This window comes from Geodermatophilus aquaeductus (genome assembly GCF_900182545.1).
GTDB lineage: Bacteria > Actinomycetota > Actinomycetes > Mycobacteriales > Geodermatophilaceae > Geodermatophilus > Geodermatophilus aquaeductus.
The window spans coordinates 65231-80583 of the sequence record NZ_FXTJ01000017.1 but is presented as its reverse complement, the minus strand read 5'-3'; the positions used below and the strand labels follow the sequence as shown (position 1 = coordinate 80583).

15 protein-coding genes and 1 rRNA gene are annotated in these 15353 nt (G+C 77.7%); 13 read left to right on the top strand and 3 right to left on the bottom strand.

Translation table 11 applies throughout. The features are described 5' to 3' along the window. The 3 genes from rrf to FN207_RS24750 all read left to right on the top strand — a co-directional run. Positions 1-88 (top strand): 5S ribosomal RNA (gene rrf / locus FN207_RS24765); the annotation flags it as partial. Positions 89-1046: 958 nt separating this feature from the next. Further along, positions 1047-2018, top strand: a complete 972-nt coding sequence (locus tag FN207_RS24755; protein WP_142461104.1) for a tetratricopeptide repeat protein — start codon at positions 1047-1049, stop codon at positions 2016-2018. A gap of 99 nt (positions 2019-2117) precedes the next feature. Next, positions 2118-2474 carry a single-stranded DNA-binding protein gene (locus FN207_RS24750; RefSeq protein WP_142461103.1) on the top strand — a complete coding sequence of 119 codons (357 nt, stop codon included), beginning with the start codon at positions 2118-2120 and terminating at the stop codon, positions 2472-2474. 29 nt (positions 2475-2503) lie between these two features. On the opposite strand, the gene FN207_RS24745 is transcribed toward FN207_RS24750, so the two are convergent. After that, the gene (locus FN207_RS24745) at positions 2504-3829 is read right to left on the bottom strand and encodes a DUF1015 domain-containing protein (protein WP_142461102.1); all 1326 of its coding nucleotides are present in this window, start codon (positions 3827-3829) and stop codon (positions 2504-2506) included. A 102-nt stretch (positions 3830-3931) separates the two neighbouring features. On the opposite strand from FN207_RS24745, the gene FN207_RS24740 reads away from it, so the two are divergent. The 7 genes from FN207_RS24740 to FN207_RS24710 all read left to right on the top strand — a co-directional run bounded on the left by FN207_RS24740 (position 3932) and on the right by FN207_RS24710 (position 10567). After that, positions 3932-4363 (top strand): tetratricopeptide repeat protein, encoded by a 432-nt coding sequence (locus tag FN207_RS24740; RefSeq protein WP_246066359.1) that lies wholly within the window; start codon positions 3932-3934, stop codon positions 4361-4363. Next, the gene (locus FN207_RS24735; RefSeq protein ID WP_142461100.1) at positions 4360-5463 is read left to right on the top strand and encodes an HAD-IIA family hydrolase; all 1104 of its coding nucleotides are present in this window, start codon (positions 4360-4362) and stop codon (positions 5461-5463) included. The genes FN207_RS24740 and FN207_RS24735 overlap by 4 nt, the downstream gene beginning before the upstream one ends. Positions 5464-5635: 172 nt before the next feature. Continuing rightward, the gene (locus FN207_RS24730) at positions 5636-5884 is read left to right on the top strand and encodes a hypothetical protein (protein ID WP_142461099.1); all 249 of its coding nucleotides are present in this window, start codon (positions 5636-5638) and stop codon (positions 5882-5884) included. Then, positions 5884-6681 (top strand): TlyA family RNA methyltransferase, encoded by a 798-nt coding sequence (locus FN207_RS24725; protein ID WP_142461098.1) that lies wholly within the window; start codon positions 5884-5886, stop codon positions 6679-6681. Before FN207_RS24730 ends, FN207_RS24725 begins: the two co-directional genes overlap by 1 nt. 103 nt (positions 6682-6784) lie before the next feature. Further along, complete coding sequence (locus FN207_RS24720; protein WP_142461096.1) at positions 6785-7834, top strand: NAD kinase; 1050 nt, start codon at positions 6785-6787, stop codon at positions 7832-7834. Beyond that, positions 7809-9692, top strand: a complete 1884-nt coding sequence (gene recN / locus FN207_RS24715) for a DNA repair protein RecN (protein WP_142461095.1) — start codon at positions 7809-7811, stop codon at positions 9690-9692. Before FN207_RS24720 ends, recN begins: the two co-directional genes overlap by 26 nt. Before the next feature lie 158 nt (positions 9693-9850). After that, on the top strand, positions 9851-10567 hold the full coding sequence (locus FN207_RS24710; RefSeq protein ID WP_142461094.1) for a class I SAM-dependent methyltransferase: 717 nt from the start codon (positions 9851-9853) through the stop codon (positions 10565-10567). A gap of 2 nt (positions 10568-10569) precedes the next feature. Here FN207_RS24710 and FN207_RS24705 read toward each other — a convergent pair whose 3' ends face one another. Together FN207_RS24705 and FN207_RS24700 are read right to left on the bottom strand one after the other, a co-directional pair. Beyond that, a complete protein-coding gene (locus FN207_RS24705; RefSeq protein WP_142461093.1) occupies positions 10570-11289 on the bottom strand; it encodes a hypothetical protein in 720 nt (239 codons plus the stop codon). Positions 11290-11347: 58 nt separating this feature from the next. After that, the gene (locus tag FN207_RS24700; RefSeq protein ID WP_246066358.1) at positions 11348-12130 is read right to left on the bottom strand and encodes a TetR/AcrR family transcriptional regulator; all 783 of its coding nucleotides are present in this window, start codon (positions 12128-12130) and stop codon (positions 11348-11350) included. Positions 12131-12442: 312 nt separating this feature from the next. On the opposite strand from FN207_RS24700, the gene steA reads away from it, so the two are divergent. From steA to FN207_RS24685, 3 genes are read left to right on the top strand one after another with little or no spacing between them, the layout of a single operon-like run. After that, the gene (steA, locus tag FN207_RS24695; protein ID WP_246066357.1) at positions 12443-13579 is read left to right on the top strand and encodes a putative cytokinetic ring protein SteA; all 1137 of its coding nucleotides are present in this window, start codon (positions 12443-12445) and stop codon (positions 13577-13579) included. Continuing rightward, the gene (locus FN207_RS24690; RefSeq protein WP_185938569.1) at positions 13576-14529 is read left to right on the top strand and encodes a copper transporter; all 954 of its coding nucleotides are present in this window, start codon (positions 13576-13578) and stop codon (positions 14527-14529) included. The genes steA and FN207_RS24690 overlap by 4 nt, the downstream gene beginning before the upstream one ends. Continuing rightward, the gene (locus tag FN207_RS24685; protein ID WP_185938568.1) at positions 14526-15347 is read left to right on the top strand and encodes a hypothetical protein; all 822 of its coding nucleotides are present in this window, start codon (positions 14526-14528) and stop codon (positions 15345-15347) included. The genes FN207_RS24690 and FN207_RS24685 overlap by 4 nt, the downstream gene beginning before the upstream one ends. Positions 15348-15353: the final 6 nt, after the last annotated feature.

Below are 15353 nucleotides of genomic sequence, written 5' to 3'. Positions count from 1 at the left end.
CGGACCCATTCCGAACCCGGAAGCTAAGCCTCTCAGCGCCGATGGTACTGCCCTGGAGACGGGGTGGGAGAGTAGGACGCCGCCGGACAACCATTCTGGAACGGGGGTCGGAGCCATTGGCTCCGGCCCCCGTTTCCGTGTGTCCGGCACCATTCCGGCGCTCGCACGAGTGCCGCACTCCCGACCGAGGTACTGACGACGACATGACTTCTCCCCGACGTGGCTCCACCGGGCGTGGCCGCCCCGACGGTCAGGACTCCCGTGGCGGAGCGCGCCCGCGGCGCGACGACCGGACCGGCGGCTACTCCGGTCGTGGGAGCAGCGCCGATCGCGGGACCGGCTCCGGCCGCAACGCCGGCTCGGGCGCCGGCGGGGGCTCAGACCGGTACCGCGGCGAGCGCGGCGGCCGCCCGGTCGCCGGGGACCGTCGAGGCGGGGAGCGACAGGACCGCCGTCCCGCGACCGAGCGCTCCGAGGGGTCGTGGCAGGACCGCCGTCCCGTCGCGGGCGGCCGGGCCGGGGGCAGCTGGCAGGACCGTCGCCCGGGCGCCGACCGCGGACAGAGCTCCTGGCGGGACCGGACCCCGGGTGGAGATCGCGCCGAGGGTGGGTCCCGCGAGCGGCGACCCGGTGCCGGCCGTGCGGAGGGTGCCGGCCGAGACCGTCGTCCCGCGGCAGGGGACCGGGCGGGCAGCGACCGCCGGCCGGCCACCGGCGATCGGGCCGGGGGCTGGCGCGACCGCCGCCCCGGTGGGGAACGCACGGAGGGAGCCTGGCGCGACCGCAGGCCGGCCGAGGGCGACCGTCCCGAGGGCTCGTGGCGTGACCGCCGTCCGACGGGGGACCGCCCCGGCGGTGACCGCGCACGCTCCGGTCGGGCCGCAGGCCCGCAGAGCGGCAACCGGTCCTGGCAGGACCGTCGTCCGGCCGCTTCCGGCGGCGACCGCGACCGCGCGAGCGGCCGTCCCGGACGGACGGACGCGCCACGGTCGGACGAGCGAGGCCGGTCCACGAGTCGTCCCGCAGCCGCCGGCCGTCCCGACCGCGTGAGCGGCGGCAACTGGCGGGACCGGCGTCCGGGCGACGACCGCAGGGGACGGCCGACGGGCCCGGCCCGCGTCGACCGCACACCGCCCGTCCCGCCGGGTCCCGCCCTGCCCGAGTGGGCCGACGCCCGCGAGCTCGACCCCGGCGTGCGGGGCGCCCTCCGAGGGCTGGACTCCCGGAACGCCGAGACCGTGGCCCGGCACCTCGTCGTCGCGGGCAACCTGGTCGACGAGGACCCCGAGCTCGCCTTGGCCCACGCCCGGGCGGCTCGTGACCGCGCCTCCCGCATCGCCGTCGTCCGCGAGGCCGTGGGCGTCGCCGCGTACCACGCCGGCGACTACGCCGAGGCCTCCCGCGAGCTGCGGGCCTACCGCCGCATGAGCGGCGACGAGAGCTACCGCGCCGTGCTGGCCGACTGCGAGCGGGCCCAGGGCCGTCCCGAGGTGGCACTGCGGCTCGTCCGCGAGGCGCTGGCGGAGCACCCGGACCGGGCCGAGGTCGTGGAGCTGCAGCTGGTGGAGGCCGGCGTCCGTCAGGACCTCGGCGAGGTGCCGGCGGCCCGCCTCGTGCTCGAGGGTGCGCTCGGCGGGCGACCGCAGCCCACCGGCGTCGACCTCACCGACGAGGGCACCCGGCGGCTGGCCTCGGCCTACGCCGACCTGCTCACCGCCGTCGAGGACCCGGCCGCCGCCGAGTGGCGGGAGGCCGTGGCCGCCGCCTCGCCGGAGGAGGACGACGACATCGAGTTCGGCGAGGAGGAGCTGCCGGCGGTGGCTGACGAGCGCACCGTCGACACCGCAGAGCTCGCGCCCGCCACCGACGCCGCCGACGAGGTGGAGGCGGACGAGGACGACGTCGACGCGGAGTACGAGACCGGCACCGACCTCGACTTCGACGAGGACGTCGAGCGGGAGGTCGCCGAACTGCTCGGCGAGGTCGAGCCGCCCATCGAGGACGAGCCGGAGCACTGACCTCCGACGGTCGCGGGACCGCCGTCCACACACCGGGCGGCGGTCCACAGGGGCCGGCAGGGGGCCCGCGGGGTGCCGCCGCCGGGGAAGGCTGCCGTCATGAGCGTGGCAGTGATCGACCGGAACGACGTGGTGCTCCGTGGGCGGGTCTCGGCTCCCGCGGAGCTGAAGTCACTCCCGAGCGGGGACACCCTGGTGACCTTCCGCCTGGTGGTGCGCCGGCCCGAGCCGCGCGCCCGGGGTCAGTCGGTGGACGTGCTCACCTGCATCACCTACGACCGTGCCCTGCAGCGGCGCATCGCGGCCTGGGAGGCCGGGGACGTCGTCGAGGTCGAGGGCGCCCTGCAGCGGCGGTTCTGGCGGACGCCCGGCGGCACCGCCTCGGTGTGCGAGGTCAACTGCCGGCGCGGGCGCAAGGTGCCCCGCAGCGCCGCGGGGACGGTCCGGACGGCGTGAGCGGTGGCGGCCCGGGTGCTGGGTGCGGCTCAGTCCGCGTGCGGGCGGAGGACCAGCCCGGTCCGCGGTTTGGGGACGAACAGCGTCGACTTGCGCGGCATGCGGGCCCCGGCGCGGGCGACCGCGGCGACGTCGGTGGGGGACGGTGCCCGCAGCAGCAGGGCGACCCCGGTGCGCCGGGCGGCCAGGCCGAGCGCCTCGGGGACGTCGTGGGCCACGAGGAGCGACCCCGGGTCGTCCGGGCGGCGCCACAGGTGCCCGACGAGGCCGCTGGTGGCCAGGACGACGTCCAGGCCGCGCCAGGCCGAGGGCGCCTCGGCCGGCACCGTCGCCCGGACCTCCGCCGACGGCTCCGTCAGCGCGACGAGTCGGCGGCCGTCGCTGAGCAGGAAGAGCGGCCGTTCGTCCCCGGCCTGCGCGGAGCGGACGGCGTCGGCGAGCGCGTCCGGATCCGGGCCGGCGGGGATCTCCGTGACGGTGAAGCCGCGGCCGGCGGCCTCCACGGCCGCCTCGAGCGAGAGGTCGGGGACCACCCGGTGGATGGCCTGGACCCGCAGCCCGCCGGACCCCATCGGCGTGAGGAGCGCGAGCACGCGGCAGTCGCCGTCGGGATGGGTGCGGTGCAGCGCGCGGGCCGCGGCGAAGCGGTGGTGGCCGTCGGCGATGACCGCGCCGGCGCGGGCCAGGGCGGCGGGCAGGCGGCGCAGGACCTCCGCGTCGGTGGTCCGCCAGAGGCGGTGGCGGACGCCGTCGGAGTCGGTGAGCTCCATGGTCGCCGTGCCGGAGAGCGCCGCGCGGGTGAGGTCGGCGACCTCCGGCTCAGGGTCGTGGGCGAGCACGATCGGCTCGAGATCGGTGGCCGTGGCCTGCAGCAGCGCCCGGCGGCCCTCGACGGCGGCGGGGAACGTGTCCTCGTGCGGCAGCACCGCCCGCCCCCCGGCGGCGGCGACGGCCACCGCGCCCAGCCAGCCCACCGTGGCGGCTCCCTCGGCGGGCTGCATCTCGTAGAGCCACAGGGCGGGGTCGCCGTCCCGGACGAGCACGCCGGCGGCCTCCCACTCCCGCAGCGTGCGCGCCGCACGGGCCGCGGTGTCCTCGCCGGGACGGCCGCCGAGCCCGGCCGCGCCGGCGCTGCCCGGTCCGGACGTGCCGCCCGGGAGGATGAGGCGGACGATGTTGTGCGGATCGGCGGCGGCCAGCCGTTCCCGGCCGTCCGGCGTCACCAGGTCGTAGGCTGGCGAACTCACACGGGCCAGGTGGCCGGGGTCGTGCCGCTGGTAGGTCAGTGCCCGGAAGGGCCGGACGTCCAGTCCCGTCGCGGTGAGGGGCGGGGAGTCCGCCGACGACGAGTGCACGACGGGATCGTAGGAGCCACCCGCCGCGCGCTGCCTCGGCGGCCGGGTCGCGGCCGCCGGGCCGACGGCGTGCACGCGATCCGCACGAGCGGGAGGACGACGGTGTCGACAGCAGGCTCACCCGAGGACGAGCTGCCCGGGGAGGGGATCCCCGGGGGCGGGGTCTACGAGTGGTACCGGCGCGGGCTGGACCTGCTGGCCAGCGGAGACCCGGCGGCCGCGGCGACCCTGCTCGCCCGGGCGGCCGAGGCCGAGCCCGGCTCGCGCAGCATCCTCGAGGCGCTCGCGCGCGCCCAGTACGACGCCGGGCGCTATCACGACGCGATCGACAGCTTCGCCCAGCTCGCGGCGGTCAACCCCACCGACGACTACGCGCAGTTCGGTCTGGGCCTGGCCGCCAGCCGGGCTGGCGATCTCGGCCTGGCCGCCGAGCACCTGGCCCTCGCGGTGGCGATGCGCCCCGACCTGGCCCACTACGCCCGCGCGCTGCGCGGTGTCCGGGCCCGGCGGGCCTCGCAGCGGGGGCCGGCGTGACCGGCCCGGCCGTTGCCCGGGACCGCGGGGACGAGTGGCCGGGGCTCGCGGCCGGCTGCACGCGGGCGCCGGCCGAGGTCCACGACGTCGCGCTGCTCGACCTCGACGGCGTCGTCTACGTGGGGCCGGACGCGGTGCCGGGCGTCCCCGAGTCGCTCGCGCGGGCGCGGGAGCGCGGCATGCGGCTGGGCTTCGTCACCAACAACGCCGCCCGCCCGCCGGAGGAGGTGGCCGGCCATCTGTCCGACCTCGGCGTCCCGGCCACCCCCGACGAGGTCATCACCAGCTCGCAGGCGGCCGCCTCGGTCGTGGCCGGGATGCTCGGTGCGGGCGCGCGGGTGTTGCCCGTGGGCGGCCCGGGCGTCGCGGCGGCGCTGCGGGCGGCGGGGTTGACGGTGGTCGGCACCGCCGAGGAGGACCCCGCCGCGGTGGTGCAGGGCTACGGCCGGGAGGTCGGCTGGGCGCAGCTGGCCGAGGCCGTCGTCGCCGTCCGCAACGGCGCCCGGCACGTGGCCACCAACACCGACGCGACGATCCCCTCGCCGCGCGGGCCGCTGCCCGGCAACGGGGCGATGGTCCGCGTCGTCCGGGAGGTCACCGGCCGCCAGCCGCTCGTCACCGGCAAGCCGGATCCGGCGATGCACGCCGAGTGCGTCCGGCGGACCGGGGCCGAGCGTCCCCTGGTGGTCGGCGACCGGCTCGACACCGACATCGAGGGCGCCCACCGGGCCGGCGCCGCGAGCCTGCTCGTCTTCAGCGGCGTGACCGACCCGGCGCTGCTGCTGGCCGCCGGTCCGCTGCACCGGCCCGACCTGATCGCCGCCGACACCGGCGGGCTGCTGGTGCCGCACCCCCCGGTCACCGGCGGGGGCGCGGAGGGCTGGCGTTGCGGCCGCTGGGCCGTGACCGCCGCCCATGATGGCCCGCTCGAGCTGCGGACCACCGGCGCCGACGAGGCCGGCGGGGACGGTCTCGACGGGCTGCGCGCGCTGTGCCTGGCCGCGTGGGCACGCGCTCCCGAGGGGGCGGCGCCGCAGGTGCGGGCCGCCGACGCCGACGCCCGCCGCGTGCTCGCCGCGTGGGGCCTGGCGGCGCGGTGAGGACGCCGGGAACGAGCAGGGCACGTGCCCGGCGGGGCCCTCGCGGACCCGTCGGCGCGGCCCTCGCCGTCGTCCCTGGCCGGTACCCTCGCCAGCCGGGGGCGCAGCAGTCCGCCGCCCCCAGCCCGCCGTCCGGCGGCCCCCTTCCGCACCCGTCCGAGAGGCCAGCGCCATGACCGAGCCGAGCCGGCCGCACCCGGTCCCGGGCCCGCCGCGGCCGGGCCCCGGCAGCGTGCCGGCCGCGGTGCCGGCACGGCCCGCGGACGCCGTCGACCGAGCCGCCGGCGGCCACACCGCTGACGACGACGCCGGGTCGCGGTTCGCCGACCTCGTCCAGCGGCCGGTCAGCGAGCACGTCGCCGTCTTCGAGGCCGAGCACGACCGCCTCACGCGCGAGCTCGGCACGATCGACCAGCTCTGATGGCCCGCCGCAGCCGACTCGACGCCGAGCTGGTCCGCCGGGGCCTGGCCCGCTCCCGGGAGCACGCCGTCGAGCTGATCAGCGAGGGACGGGTGGCCGTCGCCGGGCGGGCCGCCACCAAGCCGGCCACCGGTGTCGAGGCCGGCACGCCGGTCGTGGTGCGCACCGACCCCGACGAGCACCGCTGGGTGTCCCGCGGCGCGCACAAGCTGCTCGGCGCCCTCGAGGCCTTCGCCGTCCCCGTCGACGGGCGCCGCGCCCTGGACGCCGGCGCCTCGACCGGGGGCTTCACCGAGGTGCTGCTCACCCGCGGTGCGCGCGAGGTGGTCGCCGTCGACGTCGGCTACGGCGAGCTGGCCTGGTCGCTGCGCACCGCCGAGCGCGTCCGGGTGCTGGAGCGCACGAACGTCCGCACGCTGACCCCGGAGCAGATCGAGGGCCCGGCCGACCTCGTGGTCGCCGACCTGTCGTTCATCTCGCTGCGGCTGGTGCTGCCGGCGCTGACCGCCTGCGCCACCGCGGAGGCCGACCTGCTGCCGATGGTGAAGCCGCAGTTCGAGGTCGGCCGCGAGCGGCTGGGGTCCGGCGGCGTCGTCCGCGACCCCGCGGCCCGCGCGGCCGCCGTCCTCGAGGTGGCCACGGCGGCGGCCGACCTCGGCTGGGGCACCGCCGGGGTCGTCGCCAGCCCCCTGCCGGGCCCGGCGGGCAACGTCGAGTTCTTCCTGTGGTTGCGCCGCGACGCCGGACGCCCCGACGAGGCCGACGTGCGCCGGGCCGTCGAGGAGGGACCGCAGTGAGCGGGTGGGCACGGACGCCCGCGCCGGGGGACGCTGGGGACGGACCGCACACGAGGAGCGCGACCACGAGCACGACCAGCGCAGGGCAGAGCGAGGAGGACCGATGAGCGAGGCCGGCCAGGGCGGTTGGCGTCCCGGGGGCGGTCGGCACGTGCTGCTGGCCGTCCACACGGGGCGGCACGACATCACCGAGCTGGCCCGCAGCTCCGCCGCGCGGCTGGCGCGCGCCGGCATCACCGTGCGCGTCCTCGACGACGAGGCCGACGCGCTCGGCATCGACGGCGCCGAGGTGGTTCCCGCCGACGCCGAGGCCGCGCGCGGCGCCGAGATCGTCATGGTCTTCGGCGGCGACGGCACGTTCCTGCGCGCCGCCGAGCTGGCCCGCTACAGCGCTGCCGCGCTCATGGGCGTCAACCTCGGCCGGGTCGGCTTCCTCGCCGAGACCGAGCCCGAGGCCGTCGAGGAGACGCTGACGGCCATCGAGCAGTGCGCGTACGCGGTGGAGAAGCGGCTGGCCATCGAGGTCGACGTGCTCGACTCCGCGGGCAACGTCGTCGGCGGCACCTGGGCGCTCAACGAGGTGTCGGTGGAGAAGGCGCAGCGCTCGCGGGTGCTCGACGTCGTCATCTCCATCGACGGCCGGCCGCTGACCAGCTTCGGCTGCGACGGCGTCCTGTTCGCCACCCCGACCGGCTCGACCGCCTACGCCTTCTCCGCCGGCGGCCCGGTGGTGTGGCCCGACGTCGAGGCGCTGCTGCTGGTCCCCACCAACGCGCACGCGCTGTTCTCCCGCCCGCTGGTCACCTCACCGGACGCCGTGCTGTCGGTGGCCATCCCGCCCGACGGCAACCGCGCCCGCGTCTCGGCCGACGGCCGGCGCGCCCTCGACGTCCCCGACGGCGGCCGGGTTGACGTCCGGCGGGCCGCCCGCCCGGTGCGCATCGCCCGCGTGCACCCGGCGACCTTCGGCGACCGGCTGGTCGCCAAGTTCGGGCTGCCGGTGCGCGGCTTCCGCGACGCCCGCCGACACGACCCCGGCCACGAGCTGCGGCCCTCGCGCAACGTCCTGGCCCGCGACGTCGTGTCCCTCGCCGAGGGCAACGGCGCGGCAGGGGAGGAGGTGCGCGGTGGCACCGCGGACCCCGACGCGTGAGCGCGCCGGCCGGGCCCGGTCCGCTCCGGCGGTCGACACCCCGCCGGCCGACGGCGCGGCCACGACCGAGCAGCAGCCCGACGGCGGCCGGGCTCCGGCGTCCCGCGACGGCGCCGCGCACGGGCGGGGCCGGCTGACCGAGCTGCGCATCCGCGGTTTCGGCGCCATCGACGACGTCACCCTCGAGCTGGGTCGCGGCCTCACCGTGGTCACCGGCGAGACCGGCGCCGGCAAGACGATGGTCGTCACCGGCCTGACGCTGCTGTTCGGCGGCCGCGCCGACCCCGGCCGGGTGCGCGCGACCGGCCGGGCCGGCGTCGAGGGGCGCCTGGAGCTGCCGCCGGAGTCCCCGGTGTGGGCGCGGGCGGCCGACGCCGGCGCCGAGCCCGACGACGACGGCAGCCTGATCCTGGCCCGCACGGTCAGCGCCGAGGGCCGCTCACGGGCGCACCTGGGCGGGCGCAGCGTGCCGGTCGGCGTGGTCGCGGAGCTGGCCGAGGGGCTGCTGGCCGTGCACGGGCAGAGCGACCAGCTGCGGCTGTCCCGCCCGGCCGAGCAGCGCAACGCCCTCGACCGCTACGCCGGCGCCGCGCACCTGCAGCTGCTGGAGACCTACCGCGCCGCGTACGCCCGCTGGCGCGAGCTCGCCGCCGACCTCGACCGCCGCCGCGGCCAGGCCCGCGAGCTCGCCCAGGCCGCCGAGGTGCTGCGGCACGGCCTGGAGGAGATCGAGCAGCTGGCGCCCGAGCCCGGCGAGGACGAGGCGCTCGACGCCCAGGCCAAGCGGCTCGGCGACGCCGACGCGCTGCGGGCCGCCGTCGACGAGGCGCGGATGGCGCTGGTCGGCGACGTGACCGGCGACCTCGGCGCCGAGGGCCTGCCGCAGGACGCCACCGCCGCCCTGGCCACCGCCGAGCGGGCGCTGGCCGGCACCGACGACCCCGCGCTGGTGCTGCTGGCCCGCGACCTCGCCGACGCCGTCGCCGTGGTGTCCGACGTCAGCGTGCAGCTGGCCGGCTACGTCGCCGACCTCGACGCCGACCCGGGACGCCTCGCGGAGGTGCTCGACCGGCGCGCGGCGATCACCGCGCTGGTCCGCAAGTACGCCGACCCGGGCGAGGGGCTGGCCGGCGTGCTGGCGTGGGCCGACGACGCGCGCGGCAAGCTGTCGGCGCTCGACGTCTCCGACGAGGCGCTCGAGGCGCTGGCGGCGGCCCGCGACACCGCCCGCGCCGAGGTCGACGACCTCGCCGCCCGGATCTCCGCCGGCCGCCGGGCCGCCGCCGACGGCTTCGCCGCCGAGGTCGGCGCGGAGCTCGCCGGCCTGGCGATGAAGAGCGCGCGGGTGTCCTTCTCCGTGGAGAGCCACCCCGACCAGCCCGGCCCCGAGGGCATCGACGAGGTCGCGCTGCTCATGGCCGCGCACCCCGGCGCGCCGCCGCGGCCGGTGCACCGCGGCGCGTCCGGCGGTGAGCTGTCGCGGGTGATGCTGGCGATCGAGGTGGTCTTCGCCGGTGCCGACCCGGTGCCGGTCATGGTCTTCGACGAGGTCGACGCCGGCGTGGGCGGTCAGGCCGCGGGGGAGATCGGCCGGCGGCTGGCGCGGCTGGCGCGCGAGCACCAGGTCGTCGTCGTCACCCACCTCGCGCAGGTGGCCGCGTTCGCCGACACCCACCTCGTGGTGGACAAGTCACCGGACACCGCGGCCGGTGTGACCGCCACCGACATCCGCGCCGTCGACGGCGAGGACCGCGTGCGTGAGCTCGCCCGCATGCTCTCCGGCCTGTCCGACAGCGACACCGGGCAGGCGCACGCGCGCGAGCTGCTGGCCGTCGCGGCCGCCGCCCGGGAGGGGTGAGCCGACGGGCCTGGCGCCGTCGGATGGCACACGACCGGGTGGCGGTACGCAGGAGTGTCGATCGTGTGACGGGGGTAGGTCGATCCCGTGCGCGACGATGCCCCCGCCCGAACCCCGCTCGTCCCGGCTCCTGCCGCCCGCACCGCCGGGGGGACCCGGTGAGCTGCTTCAGCTCCGCCGACGAGTCGGCGCACTACGGCTTCTCCGTCTGCATGCTGCTCCAGCAGTACCGCGAGCAACTGGGCTGGGAGGACGCCCCCGTCGTCGAGCTGGGGACCGGCGACGCCTCCGCGATCGCCGACGTCGTCGCCGGCCTGCCGGGGCTGCGCATCCGCAGCTACGACATCAGCGCCGACTCGGTGGAGGCGGCGCGGGCCAACATCGCCGCGCGCGGGGTCGCCGACCGCTACACCGTCGAGCTCGGCGACTTCTTCGACCAGGCCGACGCCGCCGGTGGCGAGCCGGTGACCACCGCCCTGTCCAACCCGCCCTACATCCCCGCGCCCGACCGCGACATCCTCATGCCCGAGCTGTGGGGCGGCGAGCGCGGCAACGACCTCACGCTGCAGCTGCTCAAGGCCGGCTACGAGCACGTCGTCACCGCGGTCGCCAGCTACGCCGACCCGGTCACCACCGTCACCACCGCCGCCGACCTCGGCTACCGGGTGGTCAACTTCCTCGCCATGGGCCTGGACTACGGCCCCTACAGCAGCGAGCCGAAGGTCCGCGCGCAGATCGACAGGATCGTCGCCGAGGGCCGCGGCTGGGCCGGCGACGACGAGTACATGGTCGCCGTCGCGCTGTTCACGCGGGACCCGGACATCCCCGGCGACCGCGCCGACCAGCTGCTGCGGGCGCTGCAGCTGCCCGCCTGAGCTCAGCCCAGCGGCACGCACAGGGCGGCCGGGTCGTCGGCGCACGCGCCGGCGGACGCGGTGACCGCGTCCCACGGGCCCGTGGCGTTCGATCCGGCCTCGTCGGCCAGGCCCGTGAGCCGCAGCACCAGGTCGCCGGTGGGCAGGGCGTCGCGGAGGACCACGTGGACGGTGACGGTGGTGACGCTGCCGACGCCGGAGCCCATCGCGAAGCGGTCCGTGGTGGGTGCGGTCGTGCCGTCCTGGCACCAGCGGGCGCCGGTCGCCGAGGACTCGACGAAGACGGCCGCGCCCGCCCGCGGGGGTCCGCCGCCGGCCGCGGTGAGCGCGACGTCCGCGGCCAGGCCGGCCATCCCCGCCCGTGAGGTGTCGGCGAAGGTGACGTCGACGTCGACCGTGCGCACGGAGCCGTCGTCGGGCAGCGCGCAGTCCTCCGCGAACGGCGGCGGCAGCGGCGGCGGGCCGGCGGTGGCGGGGGAGCGGGTGACCGACACCGTCCCCGAGTAGGCGGTGCCGCCGTACCGGTCGTCCAGCGTCGCGCGGGCGACCTCGACCGGCCCGGGGGGCGGAGGCGCGGCCGGGGTCACGGCCGGGGTGGGTGCGACCGCGGCCGGCGGCCGGTCCGTCACGGCGGTGTCACCGGGCTCCCCGAGGAGGCCGCAGCCCGCCGTCGCGAGGAGGACGGCGGCGCAGGTCAGGGAGGGAACGAGCCGGGGGCGCACGGCGGGCACCCTGGCAGACGCGCCCGCCCAGGTCGAGCACCGGCGCGGGACCCGCCGGTCAGCGGCGCTTGGCGTACCCCGCCAGCCCGAACTGCAGCAGCGACAGGCCACGCCGCCCGGCGGCGCGCAGCTCGTCGGCGAGCGCGGGCCCGGTGACGCCGGCCAGCGCCCGGTCGCGGGCGAGCTCGAGCAGCCGGCCGTAGAGCGCGGTGACCGCCGCCGCGGTCAGCTCGGGCTCCACCGCGCCGTCGTCGGCGCCGGTCTCCTCGCGGATCTGCGCCGCCAGCGCGGCGGTGATCTCGCCGAGGATCTCCCGCTCCCGGGCCTGCAGCGTGCGCGAGCCGCGCACCACCCGCGCCATCGCGGCCACGCCCTCGGCGGCCTCGGGCGACCCGAGCATCGTCATCGCCCGGACGACGAACGTCCCGGCCGCCGCGGCCACCGACTCGCCGGCCGGGCGGGTGGCGACGGCGTGCAGCAGCGCCGCGCGCATCGGCGGGTCGGCGGAGAGGACCAGCCCCTCCTTGACCGGGAAGTGGTTGAACACCGTCTTCTCCACCACGCCGGCCCGCTGCGCGATCTCCACCACGCTGACGGCGTCGAAGCCGCGCTCGGCGAACAGCTCGGCGGCGGCGTCGACGATCCGGTCGTGCGTCTCCAGCCGGCGGCGCTCGCGGACTCCGGAGCCGCGGCGGTCCCGGCGGCGGCCCGACCGGCGGCCCTCGGCGGGCTGCGAGGAGGTCTGCGAGGAGGGCTGCGAGGAGGGCTGCGAGGAGGGCGCTGGCGCGGGGGAGGGGGCCGGCGTCCCGGGCACCGCGCGGATCGACGGCGGCGCGGGCACCGGCGCCGACTCCGGCCCGGGCATCGGCGCGGGGCCTTCGTCCGCGGCCCCGGGACGGGTCGCCGGGACGATGGCAGCAGGAGCCCCACGAGTCACATCGGCCAACGCTAGACAGCGCGCCTGGCAGGTCCGGCGGTGCCGGTGGGGCGCACGCGCCGGGCGTGTCGCGTCGTCCGTGGTGTCGGACACCCTGCGTGACCAGGTCGTTGCGGTTGCGCGTCGGTCGGCGGCCCCCGGGAGCCTGCGTGGGAGCATGACCGAATGCGCATCGGCACCCTGCGACGGAGCCGGGCCCAGGAGGCGGCACCCGGGGTGAGCGGCACCGTCCGGCTGGACCGTCGCACCAAGAACCTCACCAAGCGCCTGCGGCCCGGCGACGTCGCCGTCATCGACCACGTCGACATCGACCGCGTGAGCGCGGACTCGCTGGTCGCTGCGAAGGTCGGCGCCGTCGTCAACGCCGCGCCCAGCATCTCCGGGCGCTATCCCAACCTCGGCCCCGAGATCCTCACCGCGGCCGGCATCCCCCTCGTCGACGGCGTCGGCAAGGACGTGTTCGCCGCCCTCAAGGAGGGCGCGCAGGTCCGCGTCGAGGGCGACACGCTCTACGGCCCCGACGGCACCGCCGTCGCCAAGGGCACCGAGCAGACCCCCGAGACGATCGCCGCGGCGATGGCCGAGGCGAAGGCCGGGCTGTCCACGCAGTTGGAGGCCTTCGCCACCAACACGATGGAGTACATGAAGCGCGAGCGCGCGCTGCTGCTCGACGGCGTCGGCGTCCCGGACGTGAAGACGGCCATCGAGGGCCGGCACGTGCTCGTCGTCGTCCGCGGGTACGACTACAAGGAGGACCTGCAGGCGCTGCGGTCCTACATCCGCGACTACCGGCCGGTGCTCATCGGCGTCGACGGCGGCGCGGACGCGCTCATCGAGGCCGGCTACCAGCCGGACATGATCATCGGCGACATGGACTCGGTCAGCGACCACGTCCTGAAGAGCGGCGCCGAGGTCGTCGTGCACGCCTACGTCGACGGCCGCGCGCCCGGGCTCAAGCGGGTCCAGGACCTCGGCGTCCGGGCGATCACCTTCCCGGCCGCGGCCACCAGCGAGGACATCGCGATGCTGCTGGCCGACGAGAAGGGCGCCAAGCTCATCGTCGCCGTCGGCACGCACGCCACGCTCGTGGAGTTCCTCGACAAGGGCCGCGGCGGCATGGCCTCGACCTTCCTCACCCGCCTGCGGCTGGGCGGCAAACTGGTCGACGCCAAGGGCGTGAGCCGGCTCTACCGCAGCCGCATCTCGACCGGCGCGCTCGTCGTGCTCGTGCTCGCCGCGCTGGTCGCCATCGTCGCCGCCGTGGCCGTCACCACCGCCGGGCGGATCTACCTCGACCTGCTGGTCGACCAGTGGGACAGCTTCGTGTTCTGGTTGGAGAACCTCTTCTCGTGATCGACTTCCGCTACCACCTGGTCTCCCTGATCGCGGTGTTCCTCGCGATCGCCCTGGGGCTGGTGATCGGCGCGACCCAGCTGTCGGGACCGCTGCTGGACAACCTGCAGGGGCAGGTCACCTCACTGCAGGACGACAAGCGCGAGCTCGAGGACACCACCCAGACGCTGCAGGCGCAGGTCGACACCAGTCAGTCCTTCGAGTCCGCCGTCGCCCCGGCCCTGGTGCGCGGCGCCCTGACCGGCCGCAGCGTGCTGCTGGTGCTGGCGTCGGAGGACGTCACCACCGACACCGTCGAGGAGGTCACCGCGCTGGTGACCGAGTCCGGCGGCACGGTGGCCGGGCAGATCTCGCTGGCGCCGGAGTACAGCGACCCGGCCAGCGAGCCGGGCCTGCAGAGCTACGTCACCGGCCCCGGCCGCCCCGCCGGCGTCGAGCTGCCCGAGACCGACGACACCGGCCAGCTCGTCGGCGCGCTGCTCGCCCAGGTCCTCATGGTCCCGGCCACCGAGGGCGCGCCGGCCCCTGACACCGCGGCGGTCTCCACCGTGCTGGCCGGCCTGTCGGCGCTCGACGTCCTGTCCCAGGACTCCGCGTCGGTCACGCCCGCCGACTTCGCCGTCCTGCTCACCGACGGCGCGCTCGACGGCGAGGACGCCGCGGACCGCAACGACGTCCTGCTCGACCTGGCCACCGCCCTCGACGCGGCCGGCTCCGGCGCGGTGGTGGCCGGCGACGGCGCCTCGGCGGGGGAGGCCGGCCTGGTGGGCGTCGTCCGCGCCGACCCCGAGGTGGCCGCGGCCGTCTCCACCGTCGACAACGTGACCAGCCCGGCGGGGCAGATCAGCACCGTCCTGGCGCTGGGCAGCGAGCGCGAGGGCACCTCCGGCGCGTACGGCACCGGGGAGGACACCCAGCCGGTCCCGCCGGTGCCGGCCACCACCCCGTGACCGCCCGCCCGCTCCTCGTCCTCGCCGGTGCCGCCGCCGCGCGCGCCGGCCTGGCCGCCGCGGCGGTGCTCGACGCCCGCCCCACGGGGGCGCCGTGGCGGCGCACCAACTACGCCGGCCGCCCGGTGACCCTGCTCGGCGGACCCGCGCTGGCCGCGGCCGCCACCGCCGGGGCCGTCCTCGGCGCCCCCGCCGGCACGCGCGGCGCGGCCGCGGTGGCCGGTGCGGTGTCCGGGCTGGTCGGCGGCTACGACGACCTCGCCGGCGCCCGCCCGGAGCAGGCGCGCGACAAGGGCCTGGCCGGGCACCTCGCGGCGCTGCGGGCCGGGCGCGTGTCGGCCGGCGCGGTGAAGGTCGCCGGCATCGGTGCGGCGGCCGCGGTCGCCGCTCTGCTCACGCGCCGGGACCGCACCCTGGTCGACGCCGTCCTCACCACCGGCCTGGTCGCCGGCACCGCCAACCTGGTCAACCTGCTCGACCTGCGCCCCGGCCGCGCGGCGAAGGCGGGCGTCATCGCCGCCGCGGCCACCCTGGGCGGGCCCGCGGGCGGCCTGGTCGCCGGGCCGCTCGGCGCGGCGCTGGCCGTGCTGCCCGCCGACCTCGGCGAGCGGGTGATGCTCGGGGACGCCGGCGCCAACTCCCTCGGCGCGCTCCTCGGCCTGCGGCTGGCCGCCGTCACCTCGCGCCCGGCGCGCGCGGGACTGCTGGCCGCCGTCACCGCGCTCACCCTCGCCAGCGAGCGGGTCAGCTTCACCCGGGTCATCGAGGCCACGCCGGGCCTGCGCGAGCTCGACCGGCTCGGCCGCCGCCCGGCGTGAGCCCGT